The 19,116-nt window shown below is 67.6% G+C and carries 15 protein-coding genes and 1 pseudogene; 11 read left to right on the top strand and 5 right to left on the bottom strand.

Annotated features, from left to right (window positions below; all coding sequences use genetic code 11):
* The first annotated feature begins 197 nt into the window (after positions 1-197).
* A complete protein-coding gene (locus tag HLK59_RS01970; protein ID WP_171139402.1) occupies positions 198-1,505 on the top strand; it encodes a DUF3533 domain-containing protein in 1,308 nt (435 codons plus the stop codon).
* A 60-nt stretch (positions 1,506-1,565) separates the two neighbouring features.
* Here HLK59_RS01970 and HLK59_RS01965 read toward each other — a convergent pair whose 3' ends face one another.
* Both HLK59_RS01965 and HLK59_RS01960 read right to left on the bottom strand, forming a co-directional pair.
* Positions 1,566-2,672, bottom strand: coding sequence for a DUF3500 domain-containing protein (locus HLK59_RS01965; protein WP_171139401.1), 1,107 nt, complete (start codon positions 2,670-2,672; stop codon positions 1,566-1,568).
* Positions 2,673-2,740: 68 nt separating this feature from the next.
* Entirely contained in the window at positions 2,741-3,820 is a 1,080-nt protein-coding gene (locus HLK59_RS01960) for a zinc-binding dehydrogenase (RefSeq protein WP_240982142.1), read from the bottom strand.
* Between the two features lie 257 nt (positions 3,821-4,077).
* Between HLK59_RS01960 and HLK59_RS01955 the strand changes: the two genes are divergently transcribed.
* The 7 genes and pseudogenes from HLK59_RS01955 to HLK59_RS50700 form a co-directional block, all read left to right on the top strand.
* Positions 4,078-4,863 (top strand): SDR family oxidoreductase, encoded by a 786-nt coding sequence (locus HLK59_RS01955; RefSeq protein WP_171139399.1) that lies wholly within the window; start codon positions 4,078-4,080, stop codon positions 4,861-4,863.
* A gap of 30 nt (positions 4,864-4,893) precedes the next feature.
* Positions 4,894-5,832, top strand: a complete 939-nt coding sequence (locus HLK59_RS01950; protein WP_171139398.1) for a dihydrodipicolinate synthase family protein — start codon at positions 4,894-4,896, stop codon at positions 5,830-5,832.
* Between the two features lie 74 nt (positions 5,833-5,906).
* Entirely contained in the window at positions 5,907-6,812 is a 906-nt protein-coding gene (locus HLK59_RS01945) for a LysR family transcriptional regulator (RefSeq protein WP_171139397.1), read from the top strand.
* A gap of 407 nt (positions 6,813-7,219) precedes the next feature.
* Positions 7,220-9,439 carry an MMPL family transporter gene (locus HLK59_RS01940; protein ID WP_240982135.1) on the top strand — a complete coding sequence of 740 codons (2,220 nt, stop codon included), beginning with the start codon at positions 7,220-7,222 and terminating at the stop codon, positions 9,437-9,439.
* A gap of 91 nt (positions 9,440-9,530) precedes the next feature.
* A complete protein-coding gene (locus HLK59_RS01935; protein ID WP_171139396.1) occupies positions 9,531-10,250 on the top strand; it encodes a response regulator transcription factor in 720 nt (239 codons plus the stop codon).
* Positions 10,247-11,680 carry a HAMP domain-containing sensor histidine kinase gene (locus HLK59_RS51880; protein ID WP_171139395.1) on the top strand — a complete coding sequence of 478 codons (1,434 nt, stop codon included), beginning with the start codon at positions 10,247-10,249 and terminating at the stop codon, positions 11,678-11,680. The genes HLK59_RS01935 and HLK59_RS51880 overlap by 4 nt, the downstream gene beginning before the upstream one ends.
* A 496-nt stretch (positions 11,681-12,176) precedes the next feature.
* Positions 12,177-12,565, top strand: a pseudogene (locus HLK59_RS50700) (IS256 family transposase); the annotation flags it as partial.
* A 91-nt stretch (positions 12,566-12,656) separates the two neighbouring features.
* On the opposite strand, the gene HLK59_RS01925 reads toward HLK59_RS50700, so the two are convergent.
* Positions 12,657-13,541: an intradiol ring-cleavage dioxygenase gene (locus HLK59_RS01925; protein WP_171139394.1), complete on the bottom strand. Its 885-nt coding sequence runs from the start codon at positions 13,539-13,541 to the stop codon at positions 12,657-12,659.
* The gene (locus tag HLK59_RS01920; protein WP_171139393.1) at positions 13,538-14,641 is read right to left on the bottom strand and encodes a maleylacetate reductase; all 1,104 of its coding nucleotides are present in this window, start codon (positions 14,639-14,641) and stop codon (positions 13,538-13,540) included. The genes HLK59_RS01925 and HLK59_RS01920 overlap by 4 nt, the downstream gene beginning before the upstream one ends.
* A gap of 92 nt (positions 14,642-14,733) precedes the next feature.
* Between HLK59_RS01920 and HLK59_RS01915 the strand changes: the two genes are divergently transcribed.
* Positions 14,734-15,669 carry a LysR family transcriptional regulator gene (locus HLK59_RS01915; protein ID WP_346779629.1) on the top strand — a complete coding sequence of 312 codons (936 nt, stop codon included), beginning with the start codon at positions 14,734-14,736 and terminating at the stop codon, positions 15,667-15,669.
* Between the two features lie 374 nt (positions 15,670-16,043).
* On the top strand, positions 16,044-17,315 hold the full coding sequence (locus HLK59_RS01910) for an MFS transporter (protein WP_171139391.1): 1,272 nt from the start codon (positions 16,044-16,046) through the stop codon (positions 17,313-17,315).
* A 63-nt stretch (positions 17,316-17,378) separates the two neighbouring features.
* Here HLK59_RS01910 and HLK59_RS01905 read toward each other — a convergent pair whose 3' ends face one another.
* A complete protein-coding gene (locus HLK59_RS01905) occupies positions 17,379-18,251 on the bottom strand; it encodes a LysR family transcriptional regulator (protein WP_171139390.1) in 873 nt (290 codons plus the stop codon).
* A gap of 172 nt (positions 18,252-18,423) precedes the next feature.
* Here HLK59_RS01905 and HLK59_RS01900 point away from each other — a divergent pair, with 172 nt between their 5' ends.
* Positions 18,424-18,999, top strand: coding sequence for an NADPH-dependent FMN reductase (locus tag HLK59_RS01900; RefSeq protein ID WP_346779622.1), 576 nt, complete (start codon positions 18,424-18,426; stop codon positions 18,997-18,999).
* Positions 19,000-19,116 lie beyond the last annotated feature (117 nt).

Genomic DNA, 19,116 nt, shown 5'->3' with positions numbered 1-19,116 from the left:
CCACCCTCTCGCGCGGATCTCCCTGAGTGCACGTGGCGGAGTAGGAGTTTCGGTCTTACCGTATCCGTTTTCGACAGCGGTACGGGAGCAACGTCCGGTCGATGCCCTCGCTCGCCCGCACTCCGGTTGACGGCATGACGACAGAACATCATTATGGTTACTTCGTATCCAAAACATTCCCAGGAAGGTGCACGACGATGGCGCACGGCAAGGACTCCGCAAAGAGCAGACCTGGCCCACGCATGTGGCTCATGCCCTCGATAGTTGTCACCGTCGTCATGGCGGTATTGGCCGCCATGTACCTGGGAGGGATGGTCAGTTCACCGGACGACATCGACGATTTCCCGATCGCGATCGTCAACGCCGACACCGGGGCCACCACCGCGTCGGGGCAGCACATCGACGTCGGCCGGCAGATCGTCGACAATCTGCGCAAGAACGTCGACGGCGACAAGTTTGACCTGCACATGCTCAGCCTGGCCGACGCGAAGAGCGAAATGGGTGAGGCGAAGACCTACGGTGCGATCGTCCTGCCCGGCGACCTCAGCCGGAAGCTGGCAGCACTCTCCGCGGACGCAACGTCCACCGGCTCCGTCGAGCGGCCCGTCATCACCGTCTACACCAACCAGCTCGCCAGCGCTTCCAGCGGGTCCATCGTCACCAAGTTCGCCGACCAGGCACTGACGCGTGCCAACCAGGCGGTGGGCGAAGAACTCATCACGGCTGTGACATCGGCCAAGGCAACCGGCGCGTCTCACGATCGAAGCCTGTCGGGGACCGCGCGCCTCGTTCTTTCCGAGCCCATGGACACCCGGGTCGCGCCCTTCCAGAACGTTCCGGACGGCACGGGCAACGGGATGTCGGCGATGTACTACGCGCTCCTCCTCGTATTGGCCGGCTTCACCGGTTCCCTGATCGCCAGCAACCTCGTTGATGCGTACCTCGGCTTCATCCCGACGGAGATGGGGCCGGTCTACCGGCTGGAGGGAAACTCGGGATACAGCCGGCTGGCAACCCTCACGATGAAGTGGGCCCTCATGACCGGCCTTGCGGTGGTGGTCGGCACGGTCTATCTGGGGGTGGCGAAATGGGCCGGGATGCCCTTGGAGCACCCTTGGACGCTGTGGATGCTCAGTGTGCTGGTGATCACCGCCGTCGCCGTGGTCGTACAGTCGATACTCGCGCTGCTGGGCGGCCTGGGCATGGTGGTCAACCTCTTCCTGTTCATCGTGCTGTCGGTGCCCAGTTCGGGAGGCACGATGCCGCTCGAGGCCAGCCCTTCCTTTCTCCGGTTCCTCTCCTCGTTCGAACCGATGCACCAGATCTACCTCGGCACCCGCTCAGTTCTGTACTTCGGAGCCACCTGGGACTCGGGCCTGGGCCGCGCCGTGATCGCTTCTCTCGCAGCGGTCGTTCTCGGCATCCTCGTCGGCTTCCTCGGCACCCGCTCCTACGACCGTAAGGGCATGGTCCGACACACCGCGCCTGACTCCGTCCAGGTATGACCCCGACCTCGCCGGCGGACGCCGTCGCGCATACCTGAGGCGGCCCGCCCGCGCGGTCCGTCAGTGGGCCGACCGTGCCCGGTGTTCCGCGAGGACGTCCAGGCCGAAGTCGGAGGCCGGGTCGCGCCATACCGAGTGGGCGTGGTTGGCGTGCCGTTGGGTGTTGTCGTACTCGACGAGGACGCCGGGGCCGTGGAGCCGGTAGTAGTGCGGTTGGTCGGCGTCCAAGCTGCCGGCCCAGCTGAAGTGGACCTCGTCGAGGACAGGGTCGGAGGCGTAGTGAGCGCCGTATTCCCTGGCGAGATCCTGCGGGGCCCGGCCGGTGTACAGGGCCAGCAGCCTTCGCAGCCCATGGCGTTGCTCTTCGTCCAGGTCGCGTGCGCTGACGCCTCGGGGCGGGACCGTGATCGCCACGCGCGCGTGGTCGTCCTCGGTGTACCCGCTGCCCGCCTCGGCCCGACGGTCGATGTCGTCGACGAGACGAGTCAGAGCAGGGTCCGCGAAGCTGCCCCGCCACAGGTCCTGCATGTGCATCATGGTGTCGCCGTGGCGGATGCGCGGTCGGTTGCCGGAGACGATGTCGGACACGGCTGACGGGTGGAGCAGTGCCTGCCGCATCTGTGGTGCGCTCAGCGTCCGTGCCAGTTGCCGTGCCTGGTCCTCGATCCCTCCCAGTGCGTTCAGGGATCCGCCCAGCAACGCGGTCTTCGCGGGGTCGGCGCCGATGAAGCACGGTGTCGTCGAGACGAGCCGGTCCGCCACGATCAGGTTGTTCAGGGAGATGTGGTGGCCCCCGAACCTCCAGGCCCAGACCGGGTCGCCGGGCCGGCCGAAGATCCTCAGCCAGTACAGGCCTGGATCACGCCCGCGCTCCCGCCCCCAGGCGGTCCGCCACCCTTCCACCTGGTCCAGGACGTTCTCCAGGCCCATCACGGTGGCGACCGTGGCGTACCCGGCCTCGGACAGCCCGGTCGCCACCAACTGCATGACCAGGCTCTGCTGGTAGGCGCTCTGCTCCCGGACGGTCAGTCCGCCGTGATCGGTCGGCGTGTAGAACCACCGCAGTCGCTCCTCCTCGGCCGCGGAGTCGAGCGGCGAGTCATACAGGGCGAAGCGCAGCTGTTCCTGGCTCAACGTGCCCAGCCAGGTGGCGGCAGCGTGCGTCATCGCCGCTGCCGCTCTCTCGCGTCCAGGCGCCGGGGCGGGTGGCGTCAGACCGTTGCGGCCGTCGTTCGTCACTGGTGCGTTCCCTCGTCCTCGGACACGTCCAGCATGACTTTGATGGCGTTGCCCCGGCGTTCGGCGTAGGTGTCGAAGGCTTCGCCGACGTCCTGCAGGGGGAAGTGGTGCGTGATCAGTTCAGCGGTGCGCAGACGTCCACGGGCCGCGAGGGAAACGGCGCGGGCCAACGAGCCGGTGCCCTCACCGCGGACCGTCTCGATCGCGATGCCGTTCATCACGGCGTGATTGAGATCGGCCCGTACCGGCTCCTCGAAGAAGCCCACGAGCACGACCTTGCCGGCTCGCTTCGCCATACGGAGTGCGTCGTCCACCGCGCTGGGAGCACCCGAGCATTCCAGGACGATGTCAGCGCCGGTGCCGTGCGTCGCCTCACGCACCGCGGCAACGGCGTCTTCGCGACGGGAGTTGAGCACGAGGTCCGCACCGAACGACTTGCCGATCTCCAGGCGGGCGTCACGTGTGCCGATCAGGGCCACCGTCCGAGCGCCGAGTTCGCGGGCGACCTGGGTGGCGAGCAGTCCGATCGGGCCCGGCCCGATCACGGCAACACTCGCGCCCACCAGCAGGGAGTCGAGTATGTCGAAGGCGTGCATGACCGTGCCCACCGTCGTGAGGACTACCGCCGCGTCGAAGTCGACCGAGTCCGGAAGCCGGTGAAGGGTGGAGACATGGTTGAGCGCGTACTCGGCGAATCCCCCGTTCACCGTCATCCCCTGCACACGGTGCCCCTTGTGCCGCTGACCGTAGTTGAGGCAGTCGGTGTAGCCGCCGGCCAGGCAGTTGGCACAGCGCATGCAGCCGCGGTGTGCCTCGGTGACGACCCGGTCGCCGACGTGGAACTCGTCGACCGAGTCCCCGACCGCGACGACGACTCCTGCGTACTCGTGACCCGGAACGAACACATCGGGGGCTGGCCCGCCGTCAGAGAAGAAGTGCCGGCTTCGGACCTTGAGGTCCGTGCCGCACAAGGATGCTCTGCGAACGTGAACCAGAACGTCTTCCGGACCCACTTGAGGCAAGGGCAGCGTCGTCGTTCGGATGACACCGGGCTCGCCCAGCACCGCCGCCTGCATGGTCGCCGGCAAGGACATATCGAGTCTCCCACTGCGGGCCAGGACGCCACGCATCAGCTTCGGTGAACGGGACGTTCACACCCCGTCACTATCCTTGCCACACTCATGCCGCCAGTCCTACGGGTGACGCATAGGGGTTTCCTATATGACACGGGATGAATTCCTATTGGTCATGGCTAGCGCGCCGTGCCATAGTCTCCTGAAAAATGCGATGATTCATATCGCTGCTGCATCGGGCGCCATGAGGAGCTGAAACCGTGCACCTAGGAATTTCCGGAAAGACTGCGCTTGTACTGGGCGGTGGCGGAGGCATCGGCGGCGCAATCGCGCAGGCGCTCGCGGAAGAGGGCGCCATAATTGCCGTAGCCGACATAAATTTGCAGGCGGCAAAAAGGCGTGCGGAGGCGGTTAAAAGCATTGGCGGAAACGCGCTGGAAGTGCAATGGGATCTCAGCGATCTGAGTGCGATCGATGCGAATGTCGCACTGATTGAAGATTCTCTCGGTCCGGTCGACATTCTCGTCAACAACACCGGCGGTCCTCCGCCCTCGCCTGTGTTGGGTCAGGGGCACGAGGTCTGGTTGGGGCACTTTCAGTCCATGGTGCTGTCCGTGATGGCGATCACCGACAGGGTGGCACCGTCGATGAGAAGTCGGGGCTGGGGCCGAATCATCACCAGCACCAGCTCGGGTGTGGTTTCCCCCATTCCCAACCTGGGGCTTTCGAACACCCTCCGAGCCAGCCTCCTCGGGTGGTCGAAGACCCTGGCTCGAGAAATCGCGGCCGACGGAATTACCTGCAACGTCATTGTTCCCGGACGGATCCGCACGGAGCGAGTGCAGTTTCTAGACCGGTCAAAAGCCGAGCGCGAGGGAAAGACGGCCGAGCAGGCCGCAGCTGAGAGCGTCGCGTCGATCCCGGTGGGGCGCTATGGCGAGCCGCATGAGTACGCGTCCACGGTCGCCTTTCTGGCAAGCACGCACGCCGCCTACATCACCGGATCCGTCGTCAGGGTCGACGGCGGCCTCATCGCCAGCATCTGAACCTGACAACTGATTACAGAAGGTTGCGGTATGACACTGCTGACTCGCATGACACAGGGCGTATTCGCTATCGCGCCGACTCCGTTCGACGACGAAGGAGCCATCGACTTCGACTCACTCAGCCGACTCACGGACTTCTACGAATCTGTGGGTGTCTCCGGCCTGACGCTGCTCGGTCAGTTGGGTGAAGCCCCCAAGCTGTCCCACGAGGAGGGCGTGCGCGTCGTCAGGCACGTGCTCAAGCAGACCGACCTGCCGGTCGTCGTGGGGGTGTCGGCGCCCGGCTACGCCGCCATGGGAGCGCTGTCCGCCGAGGTCATGTCGGCGGGGGCGTCAGGCGTCATGATCGCGCCCCCCAACACTCTGCGGACGGATGACCGGATCGTGTCCTACTACGAGGGAGCCGCCGCGGCCATCGGCGCGGACGTGCCCTTCGTGATCCAGGACTACCCGCTGTCGTTCTCCGTGGAGATGTCCCCGTCCGTCATCGCCCGGATCGCGAGCACCCTGCCCGGGTGCGTGATGCTCAAGCACGAGGACTGGCCGGGCCTGGAGAAGATCAGCAGCCTGAGGCAGATGGAGGCTGCCGGTGAGATGCCCCGCCTGTCGATCCTGTGTGGGAATGGTGGCCTCTTTCTCGACTTTGAGACGGAGCGTGGCGCGGATGGCGCTATGACGGGGTACTGCGTTCCCGAACTGCTCGTGGACGTGGTCCGCTATGCAGCGGACGACCACCGTGACGCCGCCCATGATGTCTTCGACGATCACCTGCCCTTGATGCGCTACGAGCAGCAGCCGGGCATGGGTCTGGCCGTGCGCAAGTACGTGATGAAGCGGCGGGGCCTGTTGACATCCGATGCGCAGCGCAGGCCCGGAGCCAGCCTGTCCGCCACGGCCCGCGCCGAGGTCGACTACCTGCTGACACGGCTGGCGCGCAAGGACAGCAGGGTCGTCCTCGCCACCGGATGAACCCGGCTGGTCCGTCCACTTCGAGGAGCCGAGCGGCGGACCAGCGTCCGATGAGGCAGGAGTAGCTTGATCGTATGCAGCTACGTCAGCTGGAGTACTTCGTTGCCATCTGTGAGGCCGGTTCCTTCAGCGCGGCCGCTGTCCGACTGTATGTCGCGCAGCCCTCGCTGTCTCAGCAGATCCGTGCTCTTGAGAAGGAACTTGGGGCGGAGCTGCTTGAACGCGGGCGCCATGGCGTCACGTTGACCCCGGCTGGCCGAATTCTCCTGCCGCAGGCCCAGCGCGCAATCCAGGCTATTCAAGAAGCCCACGACTCTGTTCGGCAGGTGGTCGAGGGCCGAATCGGCGATGTGCATGTCCTGACCGTGAGATCCGTAGCGTCGGGCATCCTGCCGTCGTCCGCTGCACGTTGGCACGCGTTGTTCCCCTCAACAGTCCTGCGTCTGCACGACTTCTCGCACCGTCGCGCTTTGGAGGACGCCGTGCGGAGCGGCCAGGGGGACATTGCCGTTGGGCCCCGGCCTTCTTCGTGGGAGGGACCGGTTGTGTCACTCGGCTATGAGGAGATGGTCGTGATCGGTCCCGCCGGACATGGGGCGGGCACGATTGCCGAACCGGCCGAGCTGGCTGATGCCGACTGGGTGCTCTACGAAGCGGAGCAGGGCATGAGTGAGGTCGTGGACTGGGTAACGGGACATCTCGGGTTCACGCCGCGTGCCGTTGCCCGCACGGGGCAGGTGTCGGCGGCTCTCCTGTTCGCGGTTGAGGGCCTCGGAATGACGGTGGCGCCAGAGAACGCAGTGCCCCTGGGATGGGCCAGACACGCGCGGAGAATCGGCCCCGGGTTCTACCGGGAGCTTGTGGCGTACAGCCGAAAGCACCCCTCGCAACTGGCGCAGCGCTATCGGGACATGCTGACCTCCGTTGAGCTGCCGCTGATCGCGGAGGGGGATCTGCCCGAGGGCACGGTCCACTGCTGATGCCGGTGCCGACAGTTCCCGACCGGGGTTCCGCACGAGAACCGCACGCGTCGGCTGGACGGCCGGGTTCGTGGCCTTCGCGTCGAGGGCAGACGCCCGGATGACTCCCAGCGAGACAGACCTCGACAGGGCACGGCCGGGGTTCCGCCGCTGCTCATCCCTGGCAACACACACATGCCGACGCCCGGCCCGCACAACCGGGGGCTACAGCGTCGGCGAGCATTTTCGGTACCATTGTAGCCGTTAAATGGTCGGTCGGCGTGCCAACGCTGCGGTGGACAAGGCTCGACGGCCCCTGAGGCCCGCACACATCCGTCAAGAAGCCCTCAGGTTCACCGTGGGCGGGACGTCAACTCCGTTTTCGATGATCAGCCATGTCGCTCCCCCTCCTATCGAAAGAAACGGGTATGGCAACGCTCCTCCACCGGCTGGGCACCTTCGGGGCCACGCGCTGGCGAACGATGTTGATCGGATGGCTGCTCGCTCTCGGTGCAGTGGCCGGCCTGGGCATCTCGTTCGCCGGCACATTTCAGGACAGCGACTCCATCCCCGGTTCACCGGCGGAGACGGCACTGACCAAGATGGACGGGCATTGGCCGGACCCGGACGTCATATCCGCGCAGATCGTCTTCCAGGCGTCCGCCGGCCGCAAGGTGTCCGAGCCCGAGTTCCAGAAGTCCCTCACGGCGGCCCTCGACGCGACCCGTCGTGTGGCCGGGGTGTCCTCGGTCAGCGACCCGGCCGAGGACGGCACGGTCTCCGAGGACGAGCGCACCGCGGTCGCTCAGGTCACCTTCGACGTCAAGAAGGACAGTGATGCGGCCGCCGGGACGCTGAGCGCGGTCAAGGACGCGGGGGCCGAGGCGCGACGGGCGGGCCTCCAGACCGTGTATGGCGGTGACGCCTTCGCCCCGTCGGAGTCGCCGGTCGGGCCCAGCGAGCTGATCGGCCTCGGTGTGGCGCTGGCCACCTTGGTGATCACGTTCGGTTCGCTGCTGGCCGCCGGTCTCCCGCTGCTCACCGCCGTTCTCGGCGTCGGCGGCACCATGGTCGCCATGATGGGCCTGGCCTCGGTGTTCGGGGTGTCCGACAACGCCCCGACCCTGGCGATCATGCTGGGCCTGGCCGTCGGTATCGACTACGCCCTGTTCATCGTCTCCCGGCACCGCGCCCAGCTCGCCGACGGCATTCCCGTCCGGGAGTCCATCGCCAAGGCCACCGCGACCGCCGGCAGTGCCGTCGTCTTCGCCGGCGCCACCGTCGTCATCGCCCTGGCCGGACTGTCCGTCGCGGGCGTCCCGATGCTGACCTCCATGGGACTCGCCTCCGCCGGAGCCGTCGCGGTCGCCGTCGTCATGGCGCTCACGTTGCTGCCCGCTCTGATGGCCATGGCCGGACGCAAACTCGTTCCCAAGGCCGGTTCACGTGCCGCCGCCCGCCAGGCCGGCCAGAACACGGGCGCGGCCAGTCTGGGTGTGCGCTGGACACAAGGGGTGCTGCGCCACCCCCTGCGCAACCTGATCCTGGGTACGGTCACCCTCGTCGTCATGGCGATTCCCGCCCTGCAGCTCAAGCTCGCCCTCACCGACGACGGTTCCAACGCCACCACCTCGTCCAGCCGCCAGGCGTACGACATGATCAGCGACGCCTTCGGGCCCGGCGCGAACGGCCCTCTCGTCATCCTCGTCGAGGACGACGACCCGGGCACCCTGCAGTCCACTGCCACCGCCGTCGGGAAGAGGCTGCAGAGCGTCAAGGGCATCGCGGACACAAGCGGCATCGATGTGGCCGAGGACGGGAAAGCGGCCCGCATCCAGGTCATTCCCACCACCGGACCGCGCACCCAGCAGACCAGCGACCTGGTCTCCCACCTGCGCGAGGAGATGCAGCCCATCGCCCGCTCAAGCGGCAGCTACGTGGCGGTGACCGGGCTCACCGCGGTCAGTATCGACGTCTCGTCCAAGCTCAGCGGCGCGCTGGTGCCCTTCGCCATCGTGGTGATCGGCCTCTCACTGCTGCTCCTGATGGTCGCGTTCCGGTCCATCGCCATCCCCGTCAAGGCGACCGTGGGATTCCTGCTGTCCGTCGGCGCGGCCTTCGGAGCCACCGTCGCGGTCTTCCAGTGGGGCTGGCTGGCCGGCCCGCTCGGCGTACCCAGCCAGGGACCCGTGGCCAGCTTCGTCCCCATCATCGTCATGGCCGTGCTCTTCGGCCTCGCGATGGACTACGAGGTCTTCCTCGTGTCAGCGATGCGCGAGGACTACGTCCGCCACCGCAACGCCCACGCCGCCATCATCAACGGCGCACGCAACGCGGCCCGCGTGGTGACGTCGGCCGCGCTCATCATGATCTCGGTGTTCGTCAGCTTCCTGTTCTCACACGACATCGACATCATGCCGATCGCGTTCGCCCTGGCCTTCGGCGTCCTGGTCGACGCCTTGCTGGTCCGCATGACTCTCGTACCCGCAGTGCTGGCCCTCCTCGGCGACCGGGCCTGGTGGCTGCCCCGTCGGCTCGACAGGGCCCTGCCCCACATCGACATCGAAGGCGAAAACCTGGATATCCACGACGCGGCCCAGCGCGCCACGGTCAACGAATCCCACCCCGGTGAGCCGGCAAAACGATGAACAGCCACGCCGCCGCCGGAGGTGCCGCGGCAACTCCCTCCCCGAGTGCGGCAGAAGCCGGGCAACTCCGGAGCCCGGACCGGGAGAGCGTATGCACGCCGTAGACGCACGGGGCACCAGGGACCGCGTGCTCGTCATAGACGACGACCCCGGTATCCGGAGCCTGCTGGTCTCGGCACTCGGGTTCGCCGGTTTCGCGGTGGACGTGGCGGGTGATCTGATCGAAGCACTCGAACAGGTCGCCCGCCGGGCACCGGATGTCATCGTGCTCGACGTCATGCTCCCGGGCGTCGACGGCTTCGAGATTCTCCAACTTCTTCGAGCCCGGGCCATCGACGTACCGGTCCTCTTCCTCACCGCCCGCGATGCCGTCGAGGACCGGGTGCGCGGTCTGCGCCTGGGAGGCGACGACTACGTCACCAAACCCTTCAGCGTCGTGGAGGTCGGAGCACGTCTGCAGGCCCTGCTCCGCAGAGCCCGTGGCGGCGCCCCCGTCGCCGACGACGCCCCCTTGCACTGCGTCGACCTAGAAATCGACGACCCTCGCCACGAGGTCCGCCGTGCGGGCCTGCTCGTCGAACTCTCGCCCACCGAGTACCGGCTGCTGCACTACCTCATGAGCCACCAGGGCCAGGTCCTCTCCCGCGCCCAGATCCTCGAAGCCGTCTGGCAGTACGACTTCGGCCGGGACTCCGTCGTCGTCGAACGCTTCATATCCAACCTGCGCCGAAAGATCGACCATGGCCGTACGCCGCTGCTGCACACCGTCCGCGGTGTCGGATACACCCTTCGAGAACAGGCCCGCCCGTGAAGCTCCGCAGCCGTCTTCCGTGGTCCTTCTCCAGCGTCCGTCTCCGCTTGCTGGCCGGACTCGGCGTCCTCCTCACAGCCGGCCTGATCGCCGGCGCGGTCAGCGGCACCCTCCTCCTGGAGGACTTCCTGCACAAGCGGGACGAGGACACGCTCAGGACCAGCGCGGACCGGCTGACCGACGTCTTCGCCCGCGGCCCGCAGTCCGCCGATGCCGACCAGTTCGCCGCACTGCTCGAACCACGGCTCGGTATCGTCGCCGTCGACGGCGACAACCGTGTCCTGGCCTCGACGGGGGCAGCCTCCACGGCCGCAGGCACACTCGCCGACCTGACCGGCGCCCTGCCACTCGGTGAAGTCGCCACCTACGACGGAGCGGGCGACCAGAACAACTTCACAGCCGTCCGGATCCCCAGCCCCGGGCTGACGCTCGAACGAGGCCCGAACAAGCGCACCGTCAAGCCGGCCGCCCTCGTCCTGGCCGTGGACACATCCGTGGACGACGCCACCACCGACACACTCGTCAAGCGTCAACTCGCCCTCGTCGGCGCCGCGCTGGCACTCCTTCTCGGCCTTGCCACCATCGTTCTTCGTCTGGGAATGCGTCCCCTGGCCCGCATGGCTCACACCGCCGACGCCATCGCCGCCGGCTCGCGCACCGAGCGCCTGCCCACCCGCGGCGACAACAGCGAGACCGACCTGCTGGCGGAAGCCGTCAACCGGGCCTTCGACGCCCAGGCACGCGCGGAAGCGACCGTCCGGTCGATGGCCGCCGACACCTCCCACGAACTACGCACGCCCCTGTCCACGATCTCGGGCTGGCTCGACCTGTACCGCCAGGGCGGCGTGTCCGGGCCGGGCCTGGAGACAGCGCTCGACCACATCGAGAACGAGGTCGGCCGCATGCGCCTGCTCGTCGAGGACCTCGCCCTGCTCGCCCGCCTGGACGCCGGACGCCCCATGGACCAGGACGACGTCGACCTCACGGCGCTGGCCGCCAGCGTCTCCGAAGACGCGCAGATCATCTATCCCGACCGGAGCATCACACTGGCGGCGTCACCGCCGACACCGGTCCACGGCGACGCCGCCCGACTGCAGCAGGCCCTGCGCAACCTCGTCGGCAACGCCGTCCAGCACACCCCTGCCCGGACCGCCGTCCTGGTCGGCATCACTCGCACCGACAGCGTCGTCCAGCTCAAGGTCAGCGACAACGGACCAGGCATCTCACCCCGTGACCTGCCCCGCGTCTTCGAACGCTTCTGGCGCGCCGAGGCCAGCCGCAGCCGCGCCTACGGCGGTTCCGGCCTCGGTCTCGCCATCGTCGAAGCCATCGTTCACGCCCACCATGGGTGGGTGACCGTAGAGTCCGAAGTCGGCGTGGGCACCACCGTCACCATCCGGCTCCCGCGCGCCACCAAACGTGCACCCTAGTGCGGCATCGAGTGGTCCGACCGCCACGCCTTCTTCGTCCGTCACCTCCGGCACAAGCAGGTCCGTCCGCTGCTGCCGCCACACGCTGGACGCGGCGCGGCGACACCCGCTGGACCGGCTACCTCGTGCACGTGACCAAGACCTGCGACGACAAGCGCGACAACGTCATCACCGACGTGGCAACCGTCGTCTCCAGCGCGGACAGCCAGGCCCTTCCCGGCATCCATGCCCGCCTCAGGAGGCCGCGCCTGCTGCCCGGTCAGCACCTGGCCGACGGCGGCTACACCTCCGTGGCCAGCATGGAGGCCGCCGTCCGCCTGCACCGCGTCACCCTGATCGGACCGCTTCCGCCCGGCACCAGCCCACAGCACCGCGCCAAGGACGGCCTCGGCCGGGAGAACTCCCGATCATGGACCGACCGAGCGGCTGCTGGAGTCCGCTCTCAAGGGGGAGATGGAGATATCCGTGCCCCGCGCCCGGGACGGCTCTTTCGCATTCCATCCACGTGCCGATCCGCGACAGCGCGGCCGTCAACTAGCCCGTCCATGTGGCCCTGGCCGTCACCACCGAAGGCCGGCGCGGCATCCTGGCCTGTGGGCGGGCGACGGCGGCGAGGGAGACGAGCACTTACTGCACACATCCTCACCGAGAGCAAGAGCCGCGGCGTGCCCGACGTACCTCGCCCACCAGGACTGGGACAAGATCGCCAACCTCCGCTGCCCCGTCTACACGGCACCGACCGAAGAGGCCACCCTGAGGTGTGTCTGCATGGCCATCATGTCGCTCGATCCCACCGGCAAGAGCCAGGCCCGCCGGACCATGCGCTGGAAGACCGCGCTGAACGCCTTTGACATCACCTTCGACGGCCGACTCTCAGCGGCCCGTCAGATAACCAACAACCCCGGTCACACCGCGCGTTTGCCAGACCCCGCAGGGCGATGCCCGCGCCTACGCGGAGCCTTTCGGAGACGTCTGTCTATTTTGGTTCCGGCTTGCTGAGCAGGGCGACGTCGAAGTGGACCGTGCAGTACGGGTTGTCGAAACCGAGCTCGGCTGCGCCGGAGGGGTCGTCGACCTCGGCGAACTCGCGGACGAGGCTCTCCTTGACGCCGAACACCACGTCGGACCCGAGGTAAGGGCAGTCCTCGACGAAGAGGTGGGTGACCAGCGGGCGGTGGCCCTTGGCGGTCGCGAGGAAGTGCACGTGAGCGGGCCGGTGAGGGTGTCGGCCAGTGGCCTGCAGAAGTCGGCCGACCGGGCCGTCGACCGGGATGGGGTAGTGGCGCGGGACGATCGAGCGGAACCAGAACTCGCCGTTGTCGTCGGTGGTGAACAGGCCGCGCAGATTGCCTTCCGGCTGGACGTCGGGCTGCTGCACGTCGTAGAAGCCTTCGGCGTTCGCCTGCCAGACGTCCACCGTGGCGTTCGCCAGTGGCGCTCCCGTCTCGTTCGTGACCCTCCCGGTGACCAGGCAGTCCCGGCCCTTGCCGTCCAGGGCGATGGTGTCTCCGCGCTCGCGGATCGGTGAATCGACCATGTGGAAAGGGCCGAGGACGGTGGATTCGGTGGCGAGTTCCAGCGAGCGGTTGTTGACCGTCTCGACGAGCATCGAGACACCCAGCACGTCGGAGAGGAGGATGAACTCCTGCCGGACGTTGGTACACGTCTGGCCGGTCTCGGTGAGGAAGCCGATGGCGGCCTCCCACTCCTCGTTGGTCAGTTCGACCTCTTTGACGAAGTCGTGCAGATACCGCACGAGCGCCCCCAGCACGTGGCGGAGCCGGGGATCGGTTCCTTCACCGAAACTCGCGAGGACGACCTCGGCCGACTTCTCCTCGCTGAACAGCGAAAGGTTGTTCATCGTGGGCTCTCCTTCTCGGCTGCGGGCAGCACTGCGGGCGGCTCCCCTGCCCAGGCCCGGCGCAGCAGATGGGTCAGATTCTCTGCAGTGACCGTGCGGGGGTTCGGGTAGGTGTCGGCGAGGGTCAGGCCGACGATCTCGTGGATGGCCTCTTCGGGCATGCCCAGCTCCGCGAGGGAGCGGGGCGTGCCGAGGGTGCGGCCCAGTTCCCACAGGGCCCTCGCGGGGTCGGCAGTCCCACCCAGGGCTCGGCTCAGGGCTGTCACCGCCTCCGGAACGGCGGGTTGGTTGTAGGCGAGGGCGTGTGGCAGTACGACCGTGTGGGTGGGGGCGTGAGGCAGGTCCAGGGTGCCGCCCAGGACGTGGCACAGCTTGTGGTGCAGGCCCATCGACGTGGCGCCGAGGCATGCGCCGCACAGCCAGGCGCCGTACTGGGCCACGCCCCGCGCCCGCAGGTCGAAGCCATCGGACACCACCTCGGGGAGCGCGGCGGCGAGCGCGCGCACCCCCTCCTCCGCCATCAGGCGGACGATCGGCGAGGTGTCCGGCGCGTAGAGGGACTCCACCGCGTGCGCGAGGGCGTTCATGCCGCTGGTGGCGGACACGGCGGCCGACAGGCCCACCGTCAGCTCAGGGTCGTACACGACGGAGACAGGCAGTGCCCGAGGGTCCCGCCCTGTCCGCTTCCGGCCGTTCTCGGTCAGACCCCACACCGAGGTCATCTCCGAGCCCGCGTACGTCGTCGGAACCGCGACGATCCGCAGCCCGTACTCGAGGGCCACGGCTTTGCCGAGCCCGATCGCGGAGCCCCCGCCGACCGCGACACAGCCGTCCGCCCCGAGCCGCTTGGCCTGGTCCCGCGCGGCCTCGGCCGACTCCAGCGGGACGTGCGTCCTGGCATGGGGATGGACGCCGGCGGCCCGTTCACCGAGCAGGTCGGCGACCCGCTCGCCGAGTTCCTGCTGTTCCGGGGAGCATAGGACGAGAACCCGCTCCATCGCGGCCTGGTCGATCTCCCCGCCGAGCCGTGCGAGCGACCCCGGGCCCATCACCACGCGCATCGGCAGCGCCTGGTAGTTGAACATGTGCGCCTGAGCCATCGGACAGCCTCTCTGCAGGTCTTGGGCTCCCCATGCTTGTTCGACCCATTGATTCTGTCCAATACTTGTTGTGCTTATCATTCATATGTTTGGTGACTGAATGCCGCCAGGAGGGCACGGGCGTGGAGCTGCGTCAGTTGGAGTACTTCTTGGCCGTCGCCGAAGAGCTGCACTTCAGCCGGGCGGCGGCCCGCCTCAGCATGACCCAGCCGCCGCTCAGCTCCCAGATCCGCCGCCTCGAGGAGGAGATGGACGTCCTGCTCTTCGAACGCACCACGCGCCAGGTGCGCCTCACGGCGGCCGGCCGGCTGTTCCAGCAGAGCGCGCGGCGGCTTCTCGCTCAGCTCCGTGACGACGTTCTCGACGCGCAGCGGGCGGCCCGGGGGGAAGTCGGCCGGCTGGCACTGGGCTTCGTGCCGTCGGCGACCATCGAGAACCTGCCGCCCGTCCTGCGCGAGTTCCGTGAGCGGTACACCGGGGTGCATCTGGACCTGTATGAGCTCACCCCGCCGCAGCAGGTGGACGGCCTGCGTGACGGATCGCTGGACTGCGCCTGCTTCTATCTCCCGTTCGCGGACGAGCCTCCGTTCGGTGACCGCGGCCTGCGCTACACGGCCATCTCGCGGGAACCATTGATGGCCGCGCTTCCGCCGGGCCATCCGCTGGTGTCCCAGCGGAGCATCATCGTCGCCGATCTCGCCGACGAGCCGTTCGTGCTGGTGGGCGGGCACGCCGGTCAGGGGTTGCGGGAGACCGTCATGGAGCAGTGCCGCCGCGGCGGGTTCGTGCCCCGCGCTGTGCAGGAGGCGGTGCTCGTGCAGACCATCGCGGGACTCGTCGCGAGTGGGGTGGGCGTGGCGCTGGTCCCGGCATCGGTGCGTCACATCCAGCGGGCGGGTGTCATCTACCGGGCACTGCGGCACAACCCACTCCACGTCGAGATGGGGCTCGTCTGGAGCGCCGAAAACGTCAATCCTGCGCTTGCGGGCTTCATCGACGTCGCGAGCGGGTGCGGCACGACGTCTTGACACGGCCAAACGTGTAGGTCAGCCTTCTCGGCAAGTTCGCGGCAGCAGGTTGCCCGAACCTGGACCGATGTGTCCGGTCCCCGACGTGTTATCTGTGGCGAGGCCCTGGAGCAGGCCCCCCACGACCCGACTGGTCGCTGAGACGCCGCCCGGCCCTGGTAGCCGCCTGGTTCCACTGGGTCGGATGCGCCCGCGCTCTGTTCCTTCCTCTCGCTTTCTCATCCCTTCCGTTCCCTCACACGGACGGCCCGCCGTGTTCGGCACCGAACAACGGCGCGTGCCGCCGTGCCCTCCAGCGACCGCCCGCGCCCATGGCTGCGCTCCTGCGCTGTGCCCGGACACGGGTCGGATCGTGTGAGCCGTTGGAGAATCCCATGACTGACCTCGTTGACCACCCTGACAAGCCGAAGACCGGCACTGACCGGTCGGACCGTCTGTCCCGCGCCGCGGTGTGTACCGGAGTCGCACTGCTCGTACTGTCCTTCACCCTCAACGCGATGGACCGTCAGCTGTTCTACCCGCTGCTCCCGAGCATCCGGCTCGACTACGGACTCAGCCTCCAGCAGGGCGGGTTGCTCGCCACCGGGTTCACGCTCGGCATGGCGATCGCGGGTCTGACGGCCGGTCATCTGTCCGACCGTTTCTCCCGCAAGGCGGTCCTTGTCGGCAGCGTGGTTGTCTACTCACTGGGGACGATCGCGACTCCGCTGGCCAAGGGATTCCTCGACATGCTCGCGTACCGGCTGGTGTCCGGGTTCGGCGAGGGCATGCAGGCCGCCGCCCTGTTCGCGGCGCTGGGCGCCTATTTCCACCGCCGCCGCTCGCTCGCCATGGGCGGGCTGGTGACCGCCTTCGGCGTGGGCGTGTTCTTCGGGCCGCTGGCGGGGATCGCCTTCGCCGAGGCGAGCGGTACCTGGCGGACGCCGTTCGTGTGGTTCGGCACGGCCGGGCTGGCACTGGCTGCTGCCATCGGCCTGCTGGTGCGCCGGGGGATCACCGAGCGGGCCACCCGCACGGCACCCGGTGCCGCGGCCGATCTCGCCCACGTCCCCGACACCCTCCTCAACCGCAACTCTGTCGCCCTGTCCGTGACATCGGCCATCGGCGGCCTGGTCTTCTACGGATTCCTGGGCCTGTACCCGAGCTTCCTGAAGATGGAACTGCACTTCACCGTCGGCCAGACCGCTCTCGCCGCCAGTCTCGTGGGGCTCGGCGCCACCTTCTCCCTGCTGGGCGGCTGGCTCGGCGACAGCGTGGACCAGCGCAAACTGCTGATCTTCACCTACCTGATGGTGTCCGCCATCGGGGTGACCACCTACCTCGGGCCGACCGACCCCGGCTGGCAGTACCTGCTGGCGTTCAGCATGGGTGTCTTCGCCAGCGGCTTCCTCTTCACCAACTGCACCAGCGCCATCCAGCGGGCGGTGCGCCCGGATCGGGTCGGTATGGCCGCTGGCCTCTTCGTGAGCAGCTACTACGTTGCTGCCGCCGGCTCGGGCCTGCTGTTCGCCACGTTGGCGCAGACACTTGGATGGCGAGGGGCCGGTTTCTGGCAGATCGGCATGCTCCCGCTCGCCGGTGTCATCGCGCTGCTCTTCGTCCGCTCCGACCGGCAGCAGAACGGGAAGCCCGCGGCAGCCGGCTGAGAGACGCCGACCGGGCGGTAGTACGAGCGGCAGTACGAGCGACCTGGTCCCTGACCCGGTCGGTCAGGCCGCTCGCAAATGGCCGAGGACGGCACTGATATGGGCCAGTTGCTGTCGGCCTCGGCGGGTCGCCGCGTAGATGGGATTGACGACCGGTTCCTCCGGCTGATGCAGCACCGCGAGGGCACCGGCGTCGATCTGCCGTTGGGCCAGGTACCGCGGCACCACGGACAGCAGAGAGGTGGAGGCCACCACGGTCACCACACTGCGCATGTCCGGGACGGTCACCGTCGGGGCCGGCGGTGTCATCCCCCAACAGGCCCGGAAGTAGCGCCGCGCCATGGGCATCGCCTCGGAATAGCCGACGAACGGGCGAGTCGCCGGATGCTGGGGCTCGTACGGGTCCTGACCGGCCCGGCCGACGAGTACGAACTCCTCGTCGTAGCAGTGCACGAGATGCAGCTGTTTCGTCGGCGCACCCTCGATCTTGGTGACCAGCGCGACATCGAGTTCGTCCCGAAGGACATCATCCACGAGGCTGGTGGAAAGACCGACCCTGCAGTGGACTGCGATGCCCTGGTCGATCAATGGTGCCAGCCTCGTCAGCACACAGCCGTCCAGCTGGTCGCCGGGCGCACCCACGAAGACGGGACCGTGCGGCATCGCCGCGTCGGGCGCCAGCCCCTTCAGCGTCTCCTCCAGCAGGTCCAGATGGGGGGCGACCCGTGAGGCCAGGGCGTGACCGGCCTCCGTCGCGGCGATACCGCGCCCGGACCGCACGAACAAGGGCCGCTGGGCAAGCCGTTCCATGGCCCGCAGATGGTGGGAGACGGCCGGCTGCGACATGTGCAGGGTTTCGGCGGCCTTGGCAACCCCACCGGTGCGATACACGGCGAGGAAGGAACGCAGGGCAACCAGATCCTGACCCGAGGACATGGCTCGGGATGCTAGCAGTACGCCCGACCACGAAAAACGATGAATGAGTAGAGCGAGAAATCGTAATGGCTCACGGCAGTACCGCCGTGCTTCCATAAGCTGCAATCTCCAAATCGTGGTGTCGACGGCGCCCGCTCCAGCGTCCTTCGGTACCGGAAAAGGAAAGAGTCGCGTGACCGATGTGAACATTCTGGCCATCAGTGGAAGTCTTCGCGCCGGATCGATGAATACCGCGTTGCTGAGAGCGGCGCAGAAGCACGCCCCCAACGACGTCTCGATAAGTCTTTACGGAAATCTTGGCGCCATTCCGCTCTACAACGGGGACCTCGACACGGACAGCCCGCCGAGTGCCGTACAGGAACTCCGGGCCGCGATAGCCCGAGCGGACGGGCTGCTCATCGCCACTCCCGAATACAACTACTCTATCCCTGGCGTCTTGAAGAACGCCCTGGACTGGGCCTCGCGACCCGCACAGAGTTCCGCTCTGCTGCACAAGCACGTCGCGATCCTGGGCGCGGCGCCTGGAAACTTCGGGACAGTCCGCGCCCAACTCGCCCTGCGCCAGGTGTTCTTGTGGACCCAGTCGAAGGTCGTCGTGCGCCCCGAGATACTGGTCTTCAACTGTGCTCAGCGCTTCGACGAGGCGGGTAACCTGACGGACGAGACGACCATCGAACTCATCCGTGAGCAACTTGCTGTGCTGCGCGACCAAATTCGTGGTCTCTTGCCTCCCCTGCACAGTTCTTAGGGTCGGGCATTCCCGAATCGCGTTGTGACCGGAGCCGACGACCGGGGGTGCTGCCGAATCCTGAATCCAACGGAACTGCTGATTACGGACGCGCGTATCAGAAATTCGGGGACAGGG

It is taken from the genome of Streptomyces sp. S3(2020) (assembly GCF_013044505.1).
Taxonomy (GTDB): Bacteria; Actinomycetota; Actinomycetes; order Streptomycetales; family Streptomycetaceae; genus Streptomyces.
The sequence above is the reverse complement of the archived record's forward strand: the minus strand, read 5'-3'. Positions and strand labels throughout refer to the sequence as shown.